The sequence below is a fragment of the Pseudomonas sp. S30 genome (assembly GCF_016518545.1).
GTDB lineage: Bacteria > Pseudomonadota > Gammaproteobacteria > Pseudomonadales > Pseudomonadaceae > Aquipseudomonas.
Map to the genome: position 1 here is coordinate 153,921 of NZ_JACVTO010000007.1, position 21,134 is coordinate 175,054.

Sequence of the window (21,134 nt, forward strand, 5' to 3'; positions counted from 1 at the left end):
AGAAGCTTGAACCCGTAGCAGGCCATAGGAGTGTGTTCTCGGTTGAGGCGGTCCTGCGATACTGAGGACCTTTTTCTTGTATTCGTAAATCGATTCTACAGGGCGTAATTTTCTTTGTCGCGCGCTAATCGACGAGATGGCGCAGACGATATTCCCAAGCCACCCTCCCCGCACATGCCTTGCCCCGTACAGCAGCCACTGACATCATTGCCGGTTGGTCGATCCGATCACTCTTCTGCTAATCGAGGCTTTCGTGTCAAAAGGCATTCTCTCGTCCGTCGCGGCATCCTGTCTGTTCGCCGTGATGTACTTCTACACCTCTCTGTTGGCACCGTTGGACGGCGAAGAGATCTTCGGCTGGCGTACGTTGCTGACACTGCCCTGCCTGACGCTGTTCATGCTGCTCAGCAAGGACTGGACGCATGTCGGCGAACTGGCCTCGCGGGTCCGGGATACGCCTGTCCTGTTTCTCGGAATGCTGGGCACCTCCGCGCTGCTGGGCATTCAATTATGGTTGTTCCTCTGGGCGCCATTGCATGGCCGCAGCCTGGAGGTATCGATGGGCTATTTCCTGCTCCCCCTGGCGATGGTCCTCACCGGCCGAGTGGTGTATGGCGAGCGCCTGTCGCGCCTGCAAAAGCTGGCCGTCGGCTGCGCCGCGCTGGGCGTGGGCCACGAGTTGTACCAGCATGGCAGCTTCGCCTGGGAGACCTTGGTGGTGATGACAGGTTACCCGATCTACTTCGTGTTGCGCCGGCGCTGTCGCACCGACCATCTGGGCGGCCTGTGGAGCGACATGCTGCTGCTGGTGCCGTGGGCCTTGTACTTCGTGATCGAGGGCCCGCTGAGCACGGCCGACCTGGCCGCTCACCCCGCCTTGTATGTGCTCATTCCGTTGCTCGGCGCGATCAGCGCCTCGGCACTGATCGTCTATGTGCTGGCCAGTCGGTCACTGCCGTTCGGGCTGTTCGGCCTGCTCAGCTATGTCGAGCCGGTGCTGCTGGTCGGCGTCGCGCTGCTTCTGGGCGAAAGCATCGCCGCCGACCAATGGCTGACCTACCTGCCGATCTGGGCGGCCGTGCTGGTGCTGGTGCTCGAAGGCATCAAGCACCTGCGTCGGCGTCGACGGGCGGTATGAGCCGCACCTGGCGCACACGACGCTCCTGCACGGCCATCACGGTCATGCGCCAGCCATTGCACTCCAGCTGGTCACCGACCATCGGCAGGCGGTCGAGCAGGCTCATGACCAGGCCAGCGACGGTCTGGTAGTCCTCGGTAGCGCGGGCCACGAAACCGGTTCGCGCCTGGACCTGGGTCAGGTTCAGTGCACCATTGACCACGAACCCCTGCGCTTGCTCGACGATCGCCGGCCCTTCCACCTCACTGGCGTCCGGCAACTCACCAGCGATCGATTCGAGAATGTCGGTCATGGTCAGCACGCCGATGAAGTCGCCGAACTCGTTGATCACGAAGGCAATGTGCGTCGAGCGCGCCCTCATCTGCTCGAGTGCATTGAGGATGCTGAAACTGTCGAGCAGGTTCAACGGCTGGCTCACCAGTCGCTCCAGATCCGGCGTGTTACCCGACAGCAGTTCCTTGAGCAGCTCCTTCTTGTGCACGAAGCCCAGGGGCTCGTCCACTCGGCCATCGCGCACCAGCGGCAAGCGTGAATAAGGTGAATTGATCAAGGTTTGCGTGATCATCTCCGGCGAATGCGCCAACTCGATCGTGTGGACCTCGGCGCGCACCGTCATCACACTGCGAATCGGGCGCTCGGCCAGGTTCAGCACGCCGCTGATCATCACCCGCTCCCGACGATCGAACAGCACCTGATCCTCGCCACCGTCGACCAGGTCGGCGATGTCCTCACCCAGTTCGTCGGTCGCGACGCGCCTGCCGCCCAGCAGACGCATGACCGCATGCGCCGTGCGTTCACGCAGCGGTCGATGTTGCTGCAGGCTGCGCTTGCGTCGGGCGCGAGCCAGCTGGTTGAACGCTTCGATCAGGATCGAGAAGCCGATCGCTGCATACAGGTAGCCTTTGGGGATGTGGAAGCCCAGACCTTCGGCGGTGAGGCTGAAGCCAATCATCATCAAAAAGCCCAGGCACAGCATGATGACCGTGGGGTGCGCGTTGACGAAGCGGGTCAGCGGCTTGCTTGCCACGATCATGATGCCGATGGAGAAGATCACGGCGATCATCATCACTGACAGATGCTCCACCATGCCCACGGCCGTAATGACTGCGTCCAGGGAGAACACCGCATCGAGTACGACGATCTGCGCGACGATCGGCCAGAACGCCGCATGACGCACCGCCCCACTGCTTTGCGCCACATGTCCTTCCAGACGTTCGTGCAGCTCCATGGTGGCCTTGAACAGGAGGAACACGCCACCGAACAGCATGATCAGGTCGCGACCGGAGAAGCTCTTGCCCCAGATCTCGAACAGCGGCGCGGTCAGGGTGACCATCCAGGAGATCGACGCCAGCAGGCCCAGGCGCATGACCAACGCCAGCGTCAGCCCGATCACGCGGGCACGGTCACGCTGGTGTGGGGGCAACTTGTCGGCAAGGATGGCGATGAACACCAGGTTATCGATACCCAATACCAGTTCGAGGACGATGAGCGTCAGTAGGCCTAGCCAGGCCGTGGGGTCAGCTAGCCATTCCATCAACGGGTACTCTCTGGAGGCGCATCAGGACGATGCTGGGACAGTGGCCGGCTCGACCAGGGACTGGGGGGCTCCGCGAAGGTGCTCATAGACGCCTTGAAGGTAATTTGGGAAATCGATCCTACAATCCAAGCAGGTTTTTCGCACAGCGCGAAACTATTACAAAACCTGTAGTCACGCCCAGAGCACTTTCCTTCAATACGCTTGGGCGACTCATCCGTAACCATGACCCCTCTTCACACAGAGGGACCATTCGCATGAACCTGTCATTGTCCATGGCCGCATTCGCGCTGGCTGCTTCGATTTCTCCAGGGCCGGTCAACATCGTCGCGCTGGCCAGTGGGGCGTGTCACGGATTACGTGCAAGCCTGGCACACGCTGCCGGAGCGAGCCTGGGTTTCTGCCTGTTGCTGCTGCTGATCGGATTCGGCCTGCACGAGGTATTGCTGCGCTGGCCACTGGTGGACCGAGTGCTGCGCTGGGGTGGCATCCTGTTTCTGCTGTACATGGCGTACAAGCTGGCCAGCGATGGAGGTGAGCTGGGCATTGGCCATCGCACCCGGGCGCCCTCGGCCTGGCACGGAGCGCTCATGCAGTGGCTCAATCCCAAGGCTTGGCTGGCGTCCGTGGCGGGTATCGGCGCGTACACCGGTGGCGATCATCAACTGCTGTGGCTGTTCGCCTGGCTCTATGCGCCGATCTGCTTCGTCTCGGTGGCCAGCTGGGCGTGGGCTGGCAGCGTGATCAGTCATCGTTTGAGCAACGCGCGTCACATGCGCCTGTTCAATCGCATCCTGGCGTCGCTACTGGTCATCAGCGCCGCTTACCTGGTCATGGCCTGAAGCGGGGCGGGGACGCCGTCGCGATAGTGCCCAGGCGTGGCGGCCAGATGCCGCTTGAACGCACGCTGCAGGTGGGCCTGATCGGCGAACCCGGCTTCATGGGCCACATCCGCGATGCTGCGTCCCAGACGCAACTGCGCCCGTGCATGCTGAACGCGCTGATCGACCAGGTAGCCGTGCGGGGTGAGCCCGAAGCGCCTTCGAAACGCGCGGATCAAATAGGCTTTGGACAGACCCGCGGCAGCGCAGATGTCGTCCAGGCAGAGGGGATCGAGACGATGAGCGCGAATGAACGCGGCCGCCGTCTCCAGTTGATGATGCCTTGCCGGTGCCGGCTCGAGCGAAGGTTCCAGGTACTCGGGCAACGCTTGGAAAAAGTTGCGCAAGCGAGTCTCGCGCTCGCAGGTACGCACGTCGAACAGATCGGCGAACAGCTTCATCAGACGCTCGTAGAGCGTGACCGAGCGGCTGCACGTAGTCTGTGGCAGGACAAAGCCCTGGGCCTGCAGCCAGGGCATGTCCACATACAGCATCAGGTACGCCCAGGGCTCGCCGGCAAGGGGATTGCAGGCATGCACCACACCGGGATTCATGATCACCGTAGCGCCCGCTGACAACACCTGACGATGACCAGCGTTCAGGTAAGTGCTACGCCCGGCCGTGACCACCCCAATGGAGAAACTCTCGTGGGAATGCGCGTCATAGCAGACGCCACGGCCGTCGCGCACGCTGCGTGCCTCTATGTAGGGCAAGGCAGCGTCGCGCCAGAATCTGGAGACCCCGCCGCTCATCGAGGCTGCACCGGGCGTGGCGTTCGGGCATGCGCTCGCGCAGCCTGGCGTCGCGGCTGGCGCGATGCGAAAACGCTCAGCTGGAGATCACTCAGGGTCATGCATGGGCGGTATGAAGGGGCCATGGCCTGGAGGATACGCCTTGGTGCGAGCGAGTGCACGCGTGCAATTCGCTCAGGCGTCGGCAACCTGACCGATGAAGCTGGCCAACTCCGCCGTACGAGGCGCGGCGAACAGGTCGCGTGGATTGCCGACCTCATGAACCTTGCCCTGGTGCATGAACACCAGCTTGTCCCCCACTTCCCGTGCGAAGCGCATTTCATGGGTGACCATGATCAGCGTCATTCCTTCGCTGGCCAACTGGCGCACCACCCCGAGCACTTCGCTGACCAGCTCAGGATCCAGCGCAGAGGTGATCTCGTCGCACAGCAGCACTTTGGGGGACATCGCCAGCGAGCGGGCGATCGCCACGCGTTGCTGCTGACCGCCGGACAGTCGATCCGGGTAGGCATCGAACTTGTCCGCCAGCCCCACACGCGCCAGCATCCGCTGAGCCAGCTCGCGAGTTTGCGCCTTGCCCGCTTTCTTGACCACCTGCGGTGCCAGCATCACGTTCTCCCCGGCAGTGAGGTGGGGGAACAGATTGAACTGCTGGAACACCATGCCCACTTTCTGGCGCAATGCGCGCAGGTCCGCGCGACTGGCGTCCAGGTATTCGCCGTCGACCTCGATGACACCATCGCTGATCGACTCCAGGCCGTTCAAGGTGCGTAGCAACGTACTCTTGCCCGAGCCGCTGCGGCCGATGATGGCGACCACTTCGCCTTCCTCGACACTCAGGTCGACGCCCTTGAGCACATGATTGTCGCCGTAATACTTGTGCAGCGCAGACACTCTAAGCAGCGGCATACAGTTTCCTTTCCAGGTAGCGGGCGCTCAGCGAGAGCGGGTAGCAGAGAATGAAGTAGCCCAGTGCGACCAGGCCGTAGACCAGGAACGGTTCGAAGGTGGCATTGGCGATCATGCCGCCCGTCTTGGTCAGCTCGGTGAAGCCGATGATCGAGGTCACTGCCGTGCCTTTGACCACCTGCACCGAAAAACCGACGGTAGGCGCGATGGCGATGCGCATCGCCTGCGGGAGAATGACGTGGCGCAGCTGTTCCAGCCGGCTCAGCGCCAGGCTTTCACTGGCTTCCCATTGGCCACGCGGAACGGCCTCGACGCAGCCACGCCAGATCTCGGCCAGAAACGCGCTGGTGAACAGCGTCAGGGCGATGGCAGCGGCAGCCCAGGCGGACACATCGAGGCCGAAAAGTGCGAGGCCGAAGAACACCATGAACAGTTGCATCAACAGCGGGGTGCCCTGGAACACTTCGATGTATCCGCGCGCAAGCGCTCTGGGCAGCCAGTGATCGGAGATCCGCCCGACCAGTATCGCCAGGCCGGTCACGCCACCGCAGGCGAACGCCACCAGCGACAGCGCCAGCGTCCATTGCAGGCCCGTGGCGAGGTTGCGCAGGATGTCCCACAGGGTAAAGTCCATCAACGCCTCCCTTGCAGCAGACGCTGCCCGATCCACATCAGCAACTGCCGGACGACGATCGCCATCAGCAGGTACAGCAGGGTCGTGAGAAAGTAGGTTTCGAACGCGCGGAAATTGCGCGACTGGATGAAGTTGGCGGCGAAGGACAATTCCTCGGTGGCGATCTGTGAGCACACCGAAGAGCCCAGCATGACGATCACGATCTGGCTGGTCAGGGCAGGCCAGACCTTGGCCAGCGCCGGACGCAAGACCACGTGGCGAAACGCTTCGAACCGGCTCATGGCCAGGGCCGCCGCTGCCTCCAACTGACCTCTGGGAATGGCCTGGATGCCGGCACGGATGATTTCCGTGCTGTAGGCCCCCAGGTTGACCACCATCGCCAACACGGCCGCCTGCCACTCGTCCAGACGCAGCCCGAGCGCCGGAAGCCCGAAGAAAATGAAGAACAGCTGCACCAGAAAAGGCGTGTTGCGGATCACTTCCACGTACACACCGAACAGCAGGTCGAAGGGCCGTACGCGCCAGGCCCGCACGCCCGCCCCCACCACACCGATGGCCAGCCCCAGCAGCGTTCCGACCAGGGTGAGTTGCAAGGTGTAGGCCGCGCCCTGCAGGAGCAGAGCGCCGTGGGCCAGTACCGGTTGAAAGTCGAATTGGTAGGCCATGCTCGAGGTCCCGACCAGGCTCAAAGATCGGCAGGCAATGGCTGCTTGAGCCATTTTTCGGCATTACGGCTCAGCGTGCCGTCGGCCTTGGCAGCGGTCAGGGTAGTGTTGACCTGTTCGAGCAGCGGCTGCTCACCCTTCGCGACACCGACATACACCGGCGAGTCCTTGAGCTTGAGCTTGACCACCGGCACCTTGGCAGGGTTCTTCTCGGCGATTGCGGCCATCACCACGCTGCCGCTGGCGATCAACTGGACCTGGCCTGAAAGGTAGGCTGCGATGGTCGAGTTGTTGTCTTCGAAGCGTTTCACCACGGCATCGGCGGGCGCCACTGCTGTGAGGGCCATGTCTTCGATCGAGCCCCGGGTGACGCTGATGGTCTTGCCTGCGAGGGCAGCCACATCGGAAATCGACGCCTCGGCCGGACCGAACACCGCCAGGTAGAACGGGGCATAGGGCTTGGAGAAATCGATCACCGCCTCGCGCTCCGGATTCTTGCCCAGGCTGGAAATCACCAGGTCGACCTTGCCCGTCGTGAGAAAGGGGATGCGGTTGGTGCTGTTGACCGGGGTCAGGGCCAGCTTCACGCCGAGCTTGTCGGCCAGCAGTTGCGCGGTATCGATGTCCAGGCCACGGGGTTTGAGATCAGGACCCACGGACCCGAACGGCGGGAAGTCCTGGGGTACCGCCACCTTCAACACGCCGCGAGCCTGGATGTCGCTCAGGGTGTCGGCCTGGGCGATGCCCGTCACCAGGCTGGAACTGCAAAGGAAAGTCGCCAGGAGCAGAGTGCGCAAACAAGTCATGGAAGGCCTCGAACGGTCGGGAAGGAGTAACGCCGTGGGCGCCTGATGGATCAGGTCGCCGTGCCTTGTCTTGCAGGGCTCATGCCAGCTTGCGCAATCCATCCGGGCGAACGCCGACACGCGGGCGGCATGGTCATACTGGTCTGAACAGTGAAGTTCTACTGTCGACCACCTGCCCCGCTTTCGTGCGGATCCTTGGTGCACTGCGCCAGCATGGCGCAATGCTTGCCAGCCACGGCGGATGTCCGTAAAACGTGAGCGTCACCGCCCTTCCCTCTGGTCCGAACAGTATGCTCGACACACTTCCCCGCGCCGTGCCGGAACAGGCCCTGCTGGCCATCCGCAAGCTCATCGAGCACGGCAACTACCAGGCTGGCGATGCGCTGCCGTCTCAACGCGACCTCGCAGACCGACTTGGCGTGAGCCGGGCTTCCCTGCGCGAAGCGCTGTCATCGCTGAGCGCGATGGGGGTGGTGAGCGTTCAGGCCGGCAAAGGGGTCTACGTGCAGGACCCGGCTGCCGGTGCCCCTACCTGGCGCTATGCCGACCAGGTGTCGGCTGCGGACATCTTCCAGATGCGCTACGCCCTGGAGGGTTTCGCGGCCGGGCAAGCAGCGTTGGCCTTGACCACCGAAACGCTCGACCGTCTGCGCGCCAATGTCCAGTCCATGGGCGTGGAGCTGCGCGCCGGACGCTTCGAGGCCGCCGCGCAGCTGGACTACGCGTTTCACAAGACCCTGCTGCTGGCCTGCGGCAACCAGGCGATGCTGCAGGTGATCACCAACAGCCGGGACATTTTCCTGGAAAGCCAGAAGCTGCCGTTCATTCGCCCTGAACGTGCACTGGAGACCTGGCAGGAACATCGCAAGATCCTGCAGGCGCTGGAACGTCGATCCCAGGCGGGGGCGCAACGGGCGATGCAGACCCATATCCGCAATGCCGCTTCACGCACCGGTGTGGTGTTCGCGGGTTAGGCCGCCCGACGTCCTGGTGGTCCAAACGGATATCCCGGTGTCGTCCTGGAAGATGCGTGCGCCAAGGCAGTGAGGTGTACTGGAGCCGATAACCAGACGGCAGGGCATGACCTTGCCCGCCTTCATCAGGCTGCCTTAGACACCCGGAGCTCACATCCATGTCCGCATCCCATGAGGTATCCCCGGCCACACTGCGCCGCGTGATCGCTGCCTCGGCCATCGGCAACTTCGTCGAGTGGTTCGACTTCGCGGTCTACGGTTTTCTCGCCACGCTGATCGCCAGCCAGTTCTTCGCCAGCGAAGACCCCAGCGTGGCCTTGCTCAAGACGTTCGCGATCTTCGCCGTGGCCTTCGCCCTGCGTCCGCTGGGCGGTGTCGTGTTCGGTGCGCTGGGCGACCGGCTGGGACGCAAGCGCATTCTCTCGCTGACCATCCTGATGATGGCCGGCTCGACCACGTTGATCGGTGTCCTGCCGACCTATGCCAGCATCGGTATCGCCGCCCCCGTCCTGCTGACGCTGGCGCGCTGCCTGCAAGGTTTCTCCGCCGGCGGTGAATACGCCGGCGCCTGCGCCTACCTGATGGAGCATGCGCCACGGCATCGACGCGCGTTCTACGGCAGCTTCGTGCCGGTGTCCACATTCTCGGCCTTCGCCTGCGCCGCCGTGATCGCCTATGGCCTGGAAGCGGGCCTGAGTGCCGAGACGATGAGCGCCTGGGGCTGGCGCGTGCCTTTCCTGATCGCAGCGCCCCTGGGCCTGGTAGGCTTGTACCTGCGCTGGCGGATGGAGGAAACCCCGGCGTTCCGGGAAGCGCTGGCCGAGGGGCGCCAGCATGAGCACTCACCGCTGAAAGACACCCTGCGCCATCACGGCCGGACGATTCGCAACCTGGGCGCGTTCATCTCGCTCACGGCGCTGTCGTTCTACATGTTCACCACCTACTTCGCGACCTACCTGCAAATGGTCGGTCACCTGACCCGCGCCCAATCGCTGCTGGTGACCACCGTGGCGCTGCTCGTCGCCGCTGCCGGCTGCCCCCTGGCAGGTGCGCTTTCTGACCGCATCGGCCGCCGGCGGACCATCGGTTTCACTTGTCTGTGGGTGATGCTATGCGTGTTTCCAGCCTATTGGCTGGCAAGCTCAGGCTCGATGTCGGGCGCACTGCTGGGGGTGATCCTGCTGGCGGTGGGCGCGCTGTGCAGCGGCGTGGTGACGGCGGCATTGCTCTCGGAGAGTTTCCCGACTCGCACCCGTTACACCGCCTCGGCCATTACCTACAACGTGGCCTACACCCTGTTCGGTGGCACCGCTCCGCTGGTGGCGACCTGGCTGATAGACGCCACGGGCAGTCGACTGGCGCCGGCCTTCTACCTCGTGGTCATCGCCTTGTTGGCGCTGGTGGGTGGCCTGGCTTTGCCCGAGACGGCACGCAGCTCCTTGGACGACCCTTCGTTGGGCGCTGCCGACACGCCCACGGGACGCTTGCACGCGCCTTGAGAAACCGTCGCCAGGGGTCAGTGAATCGGGCGGTAATCGCCCGGTTTCATCACCGGCTCGCAGACCGTGATTTACAGAACTAACCAGATGGTACATATAGTGCCGCATCCAATAACAAAAGCGATGCGACGCCATGAATTCTGCAACGCCCTCCTCGAGCATCCTCGCCGGCCTGATCGGTCGAGGCATACAGGCCTCCCTCACACCCGCCCTGCACGAAGCCGAAGGCGACGCCCAGGCTTTGCGCTACCTCTATCGCATCATCGACGCCGACGAACTGGACCTGCCTGACGCGGCGTTGTCCAGCCTGATCGATGGCGCGCAGCGCTGCGGTTTCACCGGGCTGAACATCACCTTTCCCTTCAAGCAGGCGATCATCCCCTTGCTCGACGAGCTTTCCGAAGAGGCGCGCGCCATCGGAGCGGTCAACACCGTGGTGTTCAGCCAAGGCCGACGCATCGGTCATAACACCGACTGCCTGGGCTTCGCCGAGGGCCTGCGACGTGGCCTGCACGACGCGCCACGCCAGCGGGTGGTGCAGTTGGGCGCCGGTGGGGCTGGGTCGGCGGTAGCCCATGCCCTGCTGGCCAACGGCGTGGAGCAGTTGGTGCTGTTCGAGCTGGATGTCGATCGCGGACAGGCCCTGGTACGCAACCTCAATCTGCACTTCGGCGCAGACCGCGCCGTACTGGGCCACGACCTGGCTACGCAGGTCGCCTCGGCAGACGGCCTGGTCAATACCACCCCGGTAGGCATGTCGAAACTGCCCGGCTGCCCCCTGCCCGTCCAATGCTTGCACGAGCGGCTGTGGGTGGCGGACATCGTTTACTTTCCGTTGGAAACCGAGTTGTTGCGCCAGGCCAGAGCACTGGGCTGTCGCACCCTGCACGGGGGCACCATGGCCGTGTTCCAGGCCGTCAAGGCGTTCGAGCTGTTCAGTGGGCGAGCCGCCGATGCGCAGCGGATGCAGGCGCACTTCCTACGGCTGACCCAGGGCTGACGCATCGCTCGCTGGCTGACCCAAGCACCTGCACCGGCCCGGCGCTCACGTGTGGTTCAGTCGTCTAGGGGTTTGGGCAAGGCAGTGGGTTTGCTTGGTTTGGCAGGCTTGCCGGGCTTTTCCGGCTTGCTGGCAGGTGCAGCGGCCACCGGGGCAGGTGCGGCCACGGCTTTCTCGCTGGCAGGCAACTCGTCGACCGCCTTGAAGATGGCCTGGGCATCGAGCGGAGTGGAATCTTCGCCGTCCTTGAGCGTTAGACGCTCGCCGTCCTTGCCGATCAAGATCACCTTGGTGCCTTTGCTCGCAGGAAGCTTGAGCTCGCGGATCAAGGCCATGGTGGTCTGCTGCTCGAGGTTCTTGTCTTCGCGCCTGCCCATCATCTGAGCCACGCTGAACAGCACCAGATCGCGCTGCTTGAACCCGGCCTGGGTGGCCGGGTCATTGATGGCCTGCTCCAGGCCACGCAACGTCGGGTCTGCGCTACTGGGGGCGATGACCACCAGTGGCCGTGCCTTGCCCAGCTCCTTGGCCAACGGGGCGTCGCTGTCGGCAGCCCAGAGCGGACTGCTGACCAAGAGTAGGGAGGCGAGGGTCAAGGACCGGACGAGCATGGGCATCTCCTGTTTTCTCGGTTGAATCGGTGACTATGGATCGGCGAACGGAGTCCGAGTCGGCCCTGGACCAGGGGTCAGGGCCTGTGAAACCCAAGGATGACTTGCCGCTTTGACAGCAGCTCACCACATCTCGGAAACGTCTGACACATCTGCCTCACAAGCATAGCCGACGCAGACTCAGGATGGTGCGTTGCTCGGCCCAGGCTGCGGTTCAGGCCTGGATTCGGCGAATGCCGCAAGGGTGTATTCCAGCACTCGCGCATCCCTGGCCGCCTCCCGGTCGCGACCGATGCTGGTCAGCCAGCTTTGATAGTCATCAGTGGTGGATTGCAAATGGCGTACGCGCTCGGCGAAGTCGAAGTCGGCCTGCATCAGGGCGAGTTCCGCTCGCCCCTCCTCCAATTGGCGCGCGTTATCGGCCAGCGCCACCTGGTAGCGTTGCGCAGCTTCGGCATCTTGCCCTGCGTCTTGCAGCTGGATGGCCAAGGTCTCGCTCTGCGATTGCAAGGCCTGCACGTGCGCCGCGCGTGCTTCGAGTACCTGGTCGTAGGTCTTGCCTTCGATCATGTCTCCGACGACCTGAAGGCGGCTGTGAAAGCGTTGGTCCAACTGCTCGAAACCCGTGGGGTCGGCCGCCACCACGTGAGTTCGCCAGAACGTCTTCCACACCATCGACTGCGCTACAGCGGCATCGGTTTCGGCTTCGCGCAATCGAGCGCGCGCAGTGTCCAGGTCCGCCGTGCTGACCCCTGCCACCTCTCGATAACTCATGGTGGCCGGCTGGCCGGGCAGGTCGAACTCGTCACGCAGGCCCAGCCGGTAAGCGAGCCCGACCTCCACCTCATCCGGCCGACCGCCGCCCAGGCGTCGCCGTTGCAGCTCTTCGGCGATGATCCTGTCGACCTCATCCAGGCGCCACAATTGTCGTCCAAGATACAGCAGCGCGGCACGCTCGCCACCGCGCTCGGCAGCGCCTCGTGCCTGCCACACCAGCAGGTGGACTTCGAGGTCGCTGAAGCGGCCGATGACTGCATCGTCACAGCCCTCCAGCCCTCTGGAGAGGTCGAACAGTTCCTGGCGCAACTCACCGTTATCACGCGCAGCGGCGAGCATGGCGCTGACCCGGGTGCCCAGTCCGGTCGGGTCGGTGCGATAGTCTCGAGTCTCACGCAGCCGTCCCAGCAGCCTCAGATAATCCAGGCTGCCAGGCTCGGCCATCAAGGCCTCCCATGCCTCGCCGAACTCGCGCGCATCAGCCGGGGAGATACTGCTCAACCACCCCTCCCGGGCATGGTTCAAGGCTTGCACCGGATCATCGGCGTGCATGTCGTCCGGCTCCTCGTCGCCCTGGGCATCTTCCAGCCAGCCGTTGAGGCGCATGAAACTGCGCAAACGACGTGCCGACGCCTCCTCAAGAGGATTCTCACCCAGCAGGATGGCGCCGGAGACCCACAGCGGCACCCGGTAATACGCCTCCGGCAGTTGCGTGATGTGGTTGTTGCGCAGATCCACGTCCTGCAGCAGCTGCAGGTCCAGCAGCCCTTGGGGCAAGGCGTCGACACCGGTTGCGCGCATCTGCAGCGACTCCAGGCGCGTCATGGCACTGACGTTCAGGTTACGGCCCAGTGGATTGAACGAAAGGCTCAACCGGTGCAACTGATGGCAGGCGGCCAGCCGCGTAGCGTCCGCCTCGTCCAGTACGATCGAGTTGCCATACAGGTCCAGTTCGCGCAACTGCGCCAGGCGCTCGACCGCCGGTGGCAGGCGGGTCAGCTCATTGTTGGTCAGTGCCAGTGATTGCAGGCCTGAAAACGCGGCCATGAACGACTCGGGGATCTCTTCAAGGCTCATGCAGCTCATGCTCAACGAGCGGATGTGACCGAAGCGGACATGTTCGGGCAACTCCGGCAAACGGCGCATCGGCACCGACCACAGGGCAAGGCGGTAGCCGATAGGCTCGCCCACATGATTCGCCACGCGTTGCGACTGACGGCGCCAGGCCGCCATCAGGGCATCTCGCAAGGAGCTGCGTTCGCTTCTCTCCATCAGCCCCTGGGCCTGCTGCGTCCATAGACTCAGGTGCTCGCGCAGGGTGTCGAGCTCTGCCGACAGACGTTGCAGCTCAAGGTTGTGATCGACGCCCTGAGCACGGGTGGCGAGCAACCAGCTTTCCACCTCGGCGTCGCTGAAGTTTGGATATAACGCACGAACCCTGGCATACAAGGCGCGACTGCGCCTGTTCCCGCGCCCGCTGAGCGGGTAGCCGATACGCCCGTTGGCGCTACGAAACGGCGCTCGGAACAGGCCCGTGGTTCGGGACAGCCCCAGGGCTCGCTCGATTTCAGCGCGCCGCAGGCTGGCGAAACGCGTCAGACGCACGCGAATGTTGTGCGCCAGAGGTTCGCTCAGTTCCATGGCCTGACACTGGGCCAGATCGAAGGTCTGGGCCAATACCTCGAACAGCCCGCCCGATGCATCGAGCCCTGCGCCAATCACCCGGAAGTGCCCCTGCTGGTGAACCAGCTCGAAGGTGGCGGCTCCCTCCTTGGCCTCGACGGTGAAGAGCACAGGGCCGGACACCGATTCTTCGTACAGGCGCCAACCCGTGCCTGCCGCGCCCGGCATCCGACCGAGCAGGTGAATCGAGACCCGCGCCAGATCCGCGCTCTGGCTGGCATCCAGATAGAGGCTCTCCAGCACCCTGGCCACACGAATGCGCCGTGCCATCGCCACCGCTGATTCGGCGATGCTCAGCGGCACACGCCCACCGCTCAGCAAACGCGCGCGATCGGTGGCCCTGGCCAGTGCCAGTACCTGTTCAGCGCCACGTGAATGCAGGGAGGGATACTGGCGCCGCAAAGCTTGCAAGGCCGGCGCCTGATCGACCTGTGTGGCCTGATAAAGACGGTCGAACAGCACGCGCCGCTGTCCCCACGCCAGCTCGGCCAGGGTCTGGTCGCTGGCCTGAGAGGCGCCTGGGAGCGATCGGGCCTGAGCGAGCACCTGGACGTCCACGGCCGGCCGGCCACTGCGCAACTGATCGATGGTCAGGCGCAGCCGGCGGTCCAGCTGGTAACGTTCGACGCTGTCCAGCCAGGCGGCATCCGGAGCCCGGCCGTCGGCATGCACTGCCCGCAACTGCCCGGCGTCCAGGCCATGGATGTGGATGATCTCGTCCAGTTGCCCATCGTCCAACTGCGCCCAGCTTTCGCCCAGGCGCCGACATAACTGATAGGGATCTTCCCATTGCAAGGGTTGCTCCCACCAGAAACGCCAGGCGCCTGCGCCGTTGTGGTCGAGCAGAGGTCCGTAACCACTGCGTGGCACCAGCTGCCAGCGCAGATCGGCGTTTTGCCGCACGGCGTAATGATGTGCGTCGATCCTGACCCATGCACGGTCCGCTTGCCGCCAGATGCCTTGCTCGTCGCACTGGGCATCGGCAGGCGGCGCGCTGCGATAAGCCTGCACATCTTCACGCCAGAGTCGCGTGGTGCCATCTTCGAGCCTGGCGGGCAGCAGCTCGTCCACCCAGCTGGAGCGACTCCACAACCGCTGCGCCACGGTGATACCAGCGGTCATGGCGGCGAAAGTGGCCACATCGCCGGCGACGTTGAGCAGATGGTCCAGCGCCTCGCTGGTATCGCCTTCGCGCCAGGCCTGGAAGCCGTGGTAGCCCTCCTGCAGCAGCTCCAGCGCACTGACCGCCAGCAAGGCCAGACCGATGGCAGGCACGAACATCCCTGCCAGGTTGAGCAGCGCCCAGCCCTCGCTGGCCAGGCGCTGGTCGTGTTCACGCTGGACCTGCTCATCCACCGCGCTCACCGGTACGGCGATCATGGCGGCATCGTCCTTGATCTGCTCGATACGCGCCATGGCCAGGTGATCGAACACTGGCTCGGGTAGCGCATACATGTGTTCGTCCAAGGCAATGTTGGCCAGGTCGCTGACACCTTCGTAGCCAGAGATCACCTGCTCGAAGAACGAAAAAGCATGGCGTCTGCGTACGAATCGGCCGAAAAAGCGCTGGTAGGGTGCTGTGCGCAGTCGCCGGCCCAGGTCGTTGGCAAAATAGCGCAGGGTGGCGAAGGCGCGCCACGGGGTGTGCGGATCACCTGGGATGTGGACCAGCACGCGATGACTGGAGGTATAGACCGGACTCAAGCTTTCATCGCGTACGTCCAACACCACGATGCGTTCCAGGCGGCAGCCCAGCAGCTCGAGGCCCTTGACCTGCACAGCACGTCCCTGCAGGGAAGGCTTTGGGTTCAGCGCGCAGACCTGTACCACCAGTTGCAGCTCGGATTCGTCCAGATGGCCCTTGAGATGCGCTACATGGGCATCGGCCAGCATGCCGTAGCGGTGTGCACGCGCCAGGACCGACAACCGCTGGCGTCGACCGTCTGCCGTCTCGGCGCCACTGTCCACTGGCAGCAAAACCTGCTGCAGATGGCGCTGGTATTGACCGCCCAGATCGAGCTGGCGACACAGTTGGGCGAATCGAGCTGCACTCGGCAGGCGGGCTTCAGGTGCCATGGGGACGAGCAACCGGTTGCCAGCCAGCTGACCGCCTGGCTCGGCCTGCTCGGCGGTGAAGTTGCGCATCGCCGCTTCGAGAGCAGGGATGTCGCGGTAGACCGCCTTGGTCACCGGAGATCCGATGGGCTGGGAGGTGATGACTATTTCCCGGGTCCCGGTCCTGAAACGCAGGCTGGCCAGATCGATCGGGTCATCCAGGATCCGCCGCAGGGCGGCGTCCAGCAAAGGTGCCGCGAAGGCATCCGGCGCCTGCAACCCCTCCAGAAACGCCCTGGCTCGTTGCTGAAAGTACAGGCTCAAGCTCATCGCGTCCTGGAGCGCCCGTATCTGTTCAGGGCTGGCGGCGGTCAACCATGCAGGCAGGCGACGGCCGAGGACCCAGTCCTGGTGGTAGGCTGCGGTAGTGAGTGCGTGGGTCAAGATGGCATGCTCCTGTGGAAAGCCCAGAGGCTAAGGAGCGGCTGATGGTGTCAGGTGATAGATAATTGCCACGTCCCGCGCGCGAAGACGTCGGAAACTATCAGAGGATGCCGCGACGAGGTGACATCGCCGTCGCGGCCGCGGCCTCTTTCAGTCCTGAGCCTGGGCTAACGCAGGCTCGGCCTCCCAGCCGCCGCCCAGGGCGGCGATCAGTTGCACGCTGGCCACCAGGCGACCTTGCAGCAGGTTGAGCACGCTACGTTCGTTGCTCAGCGCGGTGGCCTGGACACTGACCACATCGATGTAGCCGATCAATCCGGCGCGGTACTGGTTTTCGGTCAGGCGCAGCGACTCGCGGGCGGCGTCCAGGGCCTCCTGGCGCACCACGGATTCGTCGGCGTACACCTTCAGCTGCACCAGGTAGTTCTCCACCTCCTTGAACCCGTCCAGCACGGTCTGGCGATACTGAGCCACGGTCTGGTCGTAGACGGCCACGGTGCGGTCCACCTCGGCGCTGCGCTTGCCGGCGTCGAACAAGGTCATCGCCAGTTGCGGACCCACCGACCAGTAGCGGTTGGGCAATTCGATCCAGTTGCGAAAGCTGCTGCTGGAATAGCCGCCACTCATGCTCAGCGTCAGGTCCGGGAAATAGGCCGCACGCGAGACGCCGATGTTGGAATTGGCGGCCATCACCTTGCGCTCGGCCGAGGCGATGTCCGGGCGGCGTTCGAGCAGTTGCGACGGCAGGCTCAGGGGGATCTGCGGAAGTGCTGGTACGTTCTGGGTCTCGGCCAGGGAGAAATCTGCCGGGGCCTTGCCCATGAGCACCGCAATAGCGTTCTCGTACTGGGCACGCTGCCAGGCCAGATCGATCAGGTCGGCCTGGGTGCTCTTAAGCTGGGTGCGTGCCTGGGCCACGGCGGCCGGACCCGCAACGCCGGCGCGGTACTGATTCTGGTTCATGCGCAACGAGCGTTCGTAGGCGGCGACGGTGGCCTGGAGTAGGCGTTTCTGCTGATCGATCACCCGTAATTGCAGATAGTTCTGCACCAGTTCCGACTGCTGGCTCAGGCGGATCGCAGCCATGTCCGCCAGGCTCGCCTGGGCGCTGGACTCATTGGCGTCGAGGGTATCGCGCAACTTGCCCCACAGGTCGATCTCCCAGCTCACGCCCAGCTGGGCGTTGTAGGTGTCACGAATTCCGCTGCTGTTGTTGGACAGGCTGGAGCTGGAGCTGCCCGCCCCTTGTGCCGAGCGGGTCTTGGTGGTGGTGAGATCGAGCGAAGGAAACAGCGATGCGCGGCTGCTGCGCACCAAGGCCTGGGCCTGGCGGTACTGCGCCTCGTACTGAGCGACGGTCTGGTTGCTGCGATTGAGGGTCTCGACCAGCGTATCGAGCTGACGGTCGCCGTAGATTTCCCACCAGGCACCGCGGGCGATGGCGTCCGAGGGCTTGGCCGGGGTCCAGCCCTCGGCCTGCTTGAACTGCGCCGGGGTACTGATCTGCGGGCGGTGATAGTCGGGGCTCAGGGTGCAGGCGCTGAGCAGCGCCACGCACAAGCCGGCGCCGACCAGGCGCGAGCCGCGGCCCCAGGTCAGCAGTTGCAGGACACGGTGCAGCGGAGTCTGAGCAAAATTCATAGCGGAGTATCCAGGGCGGCGTCGGTGCGCACGCCGCGCCAGCGGTTGAAACGATGGCGCGCGCGGTCCAGGTACAGGTAGACGACAGGGGTGGTGTAGAGGGTCAGGACCTGGCTGAACACCAGGCCACCGAGGATGGTCAGGCCCAGCGGTTGGCGCATTTCTGCGCCTTCGGCCTGGCTCAGCAGCAGCGGCAGCGCGCCGAGCATCGCGGCAAGCGTGGTCATCAGGATCGGTCGCAGACGCAGCAGGCAGGCCCGGCGGATCGACTCTTCAGGGGTCAAACCCTCGTGGCGCTCCAGTTGCAGGGCCAGATCGATCATCAGAATCGCATTCTTTTTCACCACGCCGATGAGCAGGAACAGGCCCAGCAGCGAGATCAGGCTGAACTCACCACCCGTCAGGTAGAGCGTCAGCAAGGCGCCCACGCCGGCCGAAGGCAAGGTCGAGAGGATGGTCAGCGGATGAATGTAGCTCTCGTAAAGGATACCCAGGACCAGGTACACCAGCAGCAACGCCCCGAGGATCATCAGCGGCTGGCCCTCGGCCGTCTTGGCGAAGGCATCGGCGTCGCCGCCCAGCTTGGCGATCACCGACTCGGGCAAGCCCAGCCTGGCCACCTCGCGCTCCACGGCGGCCAGCGCCTGGTCGACGCTATAGCCTGCCGCAACGTCGAAAGAAATGTCTTCCGAGGCGAATTGATCCTCGTGGCTCACGCGGTCGCTGGCCAGGCTGTTCTCGTAGTGAGCGACCGTCGACAGCGGCACCCGGGCGCCGTCGGCAGTGATCACCTGGACCTGTTCCAGGGTGCTGGGATCCCACGCGTAGCGAGGATTGATCTCCATGACCACCTGGTACTGGTTGAGGCTGTCGTAGATGGTGGAGATCTGCCGCTGGCTGTAGGCGTTGTTGAGCACGGCGGTGATCATGTCCATGTCGATGCCCAGGCGCTTGGCCTGGTCGCGATCGACCACCAGCGTCACCTGCTGGGTACCGGCCCCGTCACGGGCATCGATGGCGGTGAGCTCGGGCAGCTTGCGCAGGGCGGCCGCGACCTTGGGGAACCACTCGCGCAAGGCCGCCAGATCGCCGCTCTGCAAGGTGTAAAGGTACTGCGAGGTACTCTGGTCGCGTCCCCCGCCACCGAGCTGCAGGTCCTGGTCGGCCATCAGGAACAAGCGCCCGCCGGGCACCTTGGGCAGGTCCTTGCGCAGCCGCTCGATGACTTTCTGGGCGTTTTCCTTGCGCTCGGCAATGGGTTTCAGGCGCACCAGCACGAATGCGTTGTTGGTGCCGCTGTTGCCGCCGATGAAGCCGGCCACGCTCTGCACCGCAGGATCGGCCAGCAGTGCGCGACGGTAGATTTCCATTTTCGGTTGCATCACGCTGAACGACAGGCCATCGTCGCCCCGCACGAAACCCTGCAACTGCCCGGTGTCCTGCTGCGGCATGAGGGTCTTGGGCACGATGATATAGAGCGCGACGTTCAGCGCGATGGTCGCCAGCAGGCTGATGAGGGTGAGCCGCCGATGGCGCAGGGCCCAGCCCAGGCTGCGATCGTAGCGGGCGACCATGCGCTGGTGCAGTCGGTCGCTCCAGCGCTGCAGCCGGGTCTGCTGCCCGGCGGCATGGGGTTTGAGCCAGCGCGAACAGAGCATGGGCGTCAGGGTCAGCGACACCACCAGCGAGACCATGATCGCCGCCGCCAGGGTGATCGAGAACTCCTTGAACAAACCGCGCACGATGCCGCCCATGAACAGGATCGACACGAACACTGCAACCAGGGAGACGTTCATCGACAGCAGGGTGAAGCCGACTTCCTTGGCCCCGAGGAAGGCCGCGCGCATGGGTTTCACGCCGTTTTCGATGTGCCGCGAGATATTCTCCAGCACCACGATGGCGTCATCGACCACCAGCCCGGTGGCCAGGATCAACGCCATCAGCGACAGGTTGTTCAGCGAAAAGCCGCACAGGTACATGACCGCGAAGGTGCCTACCAGCGACACCGGCACTGCCAGGCTCGGGATCAGCGAAGCGCGCAGGTTACCCAGGAACAGATACACCACCAGGATCACCAGCACCACGGCGATCAGCAGCGTATGCTCGGCCTCCTTTAGCGTGGCCTTAATCACGGGCGAGCGGTCCATGGCCACGTTGAGCTTGACGCTGGCCGGCAGCAGCGATTGCAGCGCCGGCAGCTGATCCTTGATCTGCTGCACGGTCTGGATGATGTTGGCGTTGGCCTGACGGTTGACGACCAGCAGCACGGCCGCATCGTTGTTGAAGAAGCCGCTGTTGTAGCGGTTCTCGACGCCGTCGCTCACCTTGGCGACATCGCTCAGACGCAGGATGGCGCCGTTCTGCTGGCGAATCACCAGGGGCTTGTAGTCCTCGGCTTTCTCCAACTGATCGTTGGCGCGCACCTGCCAGTTGCGCTGGTCGTCCTCGACGAAGCCCATGGGCCGGCGCTGGTTGGCGTTGGCCACTGCGGTGCGTACGTCGTCCAGGGCCAGGCCATACTGGTTGAGCAATTGCGGTTCGAGTTCGATGCGCACCGCCGGCAGCGAACTGCCGCCGATCTGCACTTCGCCGACACCGTTGACCTGCGACAGGCTCTGGGAAAGGATGGTGTCGGCCAGGTCGTAGAGTTGTCCCTTGGACAGGATGTCGGAGGTCAGTGACAGCACCATGATCGGCGCCTGAGACGGATTGACCTTCTTGTAGGTGGGCATGCTGCGCATGCCGCTGGGCAGCAGGTTGCGGCTGGCGTTGATCGCCGCCTGCACTTCGCGCGCCGCCCCGTCGATGTCGCGGCCCAGGTCGAAGCCGATGATCACGCGGGTCGCGCCCTGACTGGAATTGCTGGTCAGGACGTTGACCCCGGCGATGCTGCCCAGCTTGCGTTCCAGCGGCGTGGCCACGGTCGAGGCCATGACTTCAGGGCTGGCCCCGGGCAGGCTGGCCTGGACCACGATGACCGGAAAGTCCATTTGCGGCAGGGGCGAGACCGGTAGCAGGCCGAAACTGACGCCGCCCAGCAGCATGATCGCCAGGCTCAGCAACAGGGTCGCCACGGGGCGACGAATGAACGGACCGGACAGGTTCATCGACCCCTCCCGGCGTCAGGCCTG

At 64.2% G+C, this 21,134-nt stretch carries 15 protein-coding genes; 5 read left to right on the forward strand and 10 right to left on the reverse strand.

Features of this window, described 5'->3' with window-relative positions:
• Positions 1 to 253: 253 nt before the first annotated feature.
• Entirely contained in the window at positions 254 to 1,138 is an 885-nt protein-coding gene (gene rarD / locus IAE34_RS10445) for an EamA family transporter RarD (RefSeq protein ID WP_200138865.1), read from the forward strand.
• On the opposite strand, the gene IAE34_RS10450 is transcribed toward rarD, so the two are convergent.
• Positions 1,104 to 2,672 carry a TerC family protein gene (locus IAE34_RS10450; protein ID WP_200138866.1) on the reverse strand — a complete coding sequence of 523 codons (1,569 nt, stop codon included), beginning with the start codon at positions 2,670 to 2,672 and terminating at the stop codon, positions 1,104 to 1,106. The two genes, rarD and IAE34_RS10450, sit on opposite strands and share 35 nt — an antisense overlap.
• A gap of 257 nt (positions 2,673 to 2,929) precedes the next feature.
• On the opposite strand from IAE34_RS10450, the gene IAE34_RS10455 reads away from it, so the two are divergent.
• The gene (locus IAE34_RS10455; RefSeq protein ID WP_200138867.1) at positions 2,930 to 3,514 is read left to right on the forward strand and encodes a LysE family translocator; all 585 of its coding nucleotides are present in this window, start codon (positions 2,930 to 2,932) and stop codon (positions 3,512 to 3,514) included.
• On the opposite strand, the gene IAE34_RS10460 is transcribed toward IAE34_RS10455, so the two are convergent.
• The 5 genes from IAE34_RS10460 to IAE34_RS10480 all read right to left on the reverse strand — a co-directional run bounded on the left by IAE34_RS10460 (position 3,496) and on the right by IAE34_RS10480 (position 7,319).
• The gene (locus tag IAE34_RS10460; protein WP_200138868.1) at positions 3,496 to 4,305 is read right to left on the reverse strand and encodes a helix-turn-helix transcriptional regulator; all 810 of its coding nucleotides are present in this window, start codon (positions 4,303 to 4,305) and stop codon (positions 3,496 to 3,498) included. The genes IAE34_RS10455 and IAE34_RS10460 overlap by 19 nt on opposite strands.
• 174 nt (positions 4,306 to 4,479) lie before the next feature.
• Entirely contained in the window at positions 4,480 to 5,214 is a 735-nt protein-coding gene (locus tag IAE34_RS10465; protein ID WP_200138869.1) for an amino acid ABC transporter ATP-binding protein, read from the reverse strand.
• Positions 5,201 to 5,851 carry an amino acid ABC transporter permease gene (locus tag IAE34_RS10470; protein WP_200138870.1) on the reverse strand — a complete coding sequence of 217 codons (651 nt, stop codon included), beginning with the start codon at positions 5,849 to 5,851 and terminating at the stop codon, positions 5,201 to 5,203. Before IAE34_RS10470 ends, IAE34_RS10465 begins: the two co-directional genes overlap by 14 nt.
• Positions 5,848 to 6,513 (reverse strand): amino acid ABC transporter permease, encoded by a 666-nt coding sequence (locus IAE34_RS10475; protein WP_200138871.1) that lies wholly within the window; start codon positions 6,511 to 6,513, stop codon positions 5,848 to 5,850. Before IAE34_RS10475 ends, IAE34_RS10470 begins: the two co-directional genes overlap by 4 nt.
• Before the next feature lie 20 nt (positions 6,514 to 6,533).
• Positions 6,534 to 7,319, reverse strand: a complete 786-nt coding sequence (locus tag IAE34_RS10480) for a transporter substrate-binding domain-containing protein (RefSeq protein ID WP_200138872.1) — start codon at positions 7,317 to 7,319, stop codon at positions 6,534 to 6,536.
• 290 nt (positions 7,320 to 7,609) lie between these two features.
• On the opposite strand from IAE34_RS10480, the gene IAE34_RS10485 reads away from it, so the two are divergent.
• The 3 genes from IAE34_RS10485 to IAE34_RS10495 all read left to right on the forward strand — a co-directional run bounded on the left by IAE34_RS10485 (position 7,610) and on the right by IAE34_RS10495 (position 10,792).
• Positions 7,610 to 8,293, forward strand: coding sequence for a FadR/GntR family transcriptional regulator (locus IAE34_RS10485; protein ID WP_200138873.1), 684 nt, complete (start codon positions 7,610 to 7,612; stop codon positions 8,291 to 8,293).
• 158 nt (positions 8,294 to 8,451) lie between these two features.
• On the forward strand, positions 8,452 to 9,792 hold the full coding sequence (locus tag IAE34_RS10490; RefSeq protein WP_200138874.1) for an MFS transporter: 1,341 nt from the start codon (positions 8,452 to 8,454) through the stop codon (positions 9,790 to 9,792).
• 133 nt (positions 9,793 to 9,925) lie between these two features.
• Complete coding sequence (locus tag IAE34_RS10495) at positions 9,926 to 10,792, forward strand: shikimate dehydrogenase (protein WP_200138875.1); 867 nt, start codon at positions 9,926 to 9,928, stop codon at positions 10,790 to 10,792.
• 56 nt (positions 10,793 to 10,848) lie between these two features.
• Here IAE34_RS10495 and IAE34_RS10500 read toward each other — a convergent pair whose 3' ends face one another.
• The 4 genes from IAE34_RS10500 to IAE34_RS10515 form a co-directional block, all read right to left on the reverse strand.
• Positions 10,849 to 11,403 (reverse strand): DUF4174 domain-containing protein, encoded by a 555-nt coding sequence (locus tag IAE34_RS10500; RefSeq protein ID WP_200138876.1) that lies wholly within the window; start codon positions 11,401 to 11,403, stop codon positions 10,849 to 10,851.
• Between the two features lie 180 nt (positions 11,404 to 11,583).
• Positions 11,584 to 16,362, reverse strand: coding sequence for an NEL-type E3 ubiquitin ligase domain-containing protein (locus tag IAE34_RS10505; protein ID WP_200138877.1), 4,779 nt, complete (start codon positions 16,360 to 16,362; stop codon positions 11,584 to 11,586).
• 150 nt (positions 16,363 to 16,512) lie between these two features.
• Positions 16,513 to 18,003, reverse strand: a complete 1,491-nt coding sequence (locus tag IAE34_RS10510; protein WP_200138878.1) for an efflux transporter outer membrane subunit — start codon at positions 18,001 to 18,003, stop codon at positions 16,513 to 16,515.
• Positions 18,000 to 21,110 carry an efflux RND transporter permease subunit gene (locus tag IAE34_RS10515; protein WP_200138879.1) on the reverse strand — a complete coding sequence of 1,037 codons (3,111 nt, stop codon included), beginning with the start codon at positions 21,108 to 21,110 and terminating at the stop codon, positions 18,000 to 18,002. Before IAE34_RS10515 ends, IAE34_RS10510 begins: the two co-directional genes overlap by 4 nt.
• Between the last annotated feature and the right edge of the window lie 24 nt (positions 21,111 to 21,134).

Bases quoted from the DNA above. Each gene is read 5' to 3' on its own strand.
- IAE34_RS10490 (WP_200138874.1), top strand. From the start codon at position 8,452: ATGTCCGCATCCCATGAGGTATCCCCGGCCACACTGCGCCGCGTGATC.
- IAE34_RS10465 (WP_200138869.1), bottom strand. From the start codon at position 5,214: ATGCCGCTGCTTAGAGTGTCTGCGCTGCACAAGTATTACGGCGACAAT.
- IAE34_RS10475 (WP_200138871.1), bottom strand. From the start codon at position 6,513: ATGGCCTACCAATTCGACTTTCAACCGGTACTGGCCCACGGCGCTCTG.
- IAE34_RS10515 (WP_200138879.1), bottom strand. From the start codon at position 21,110: ATGAACCTGTCCGGTCCGTTCATTCGTCGCCCCGTGGCGACCCTGTTG.
- IAE34_RS10485 (WP_200138873.1), top strand. From the start codon at position 7,610: ATGCTCGACACACTTCCCCGCGCCGTGCCGGAACAGGCCCTGCTGGCC.
- IAE34_RS10455 (WP_200138867.1), top strand. From the start codon at position 2,930: ATGAACCTGTCATTGTCCATGGCCGCATTCGCGCTGGCTGCTTCGATT.
- IAE34_RS10460 (WP_200138868.1), bottom strand. From the start codon at position 4,305: ATGAGCGGCGGGGTCTCCAGATTCTGGCGCGACGCTGCCTTGCCCTAC.
- IAE34_RS10480 (WP_200138872.1), bottom strand. From the start codon at position 7,319: ATGACTTGTTTGCGCACTCTGCTCCTGGCGACTTTCCTTTGCAGTTCC.
- IAE34_RS10500 (WP_200138876.1), bottom strand. From the start codon at position 11,403: ATGCTCGTCCGGTCCTTGACCCTCGCCTCCCTACTCTTGGTCAGCAGT.
- IAE34_RS10510 (WP_200138878.1), bottom strand. From the start codon at position 18,003: ATGAATTTTGCTCAGACTCCGCTGCACCGTGTCCTGCAACTGCTGACC.
- IAE34_RS10495 (WP_200138875.1), top strand. From the start codon at position 9,926: ATGAATTCTGCAACGCCCTCCTCGAGCATCCTCGCCGGCCTGATCGGT.
- IAE34_RS10450 (WP_200138866.1), bottom strand. From the start codon at position 2,672: ATGGAATGGCTAGCTGACCCCACGGCCTGGCTAGGCCTACTGACGCTC.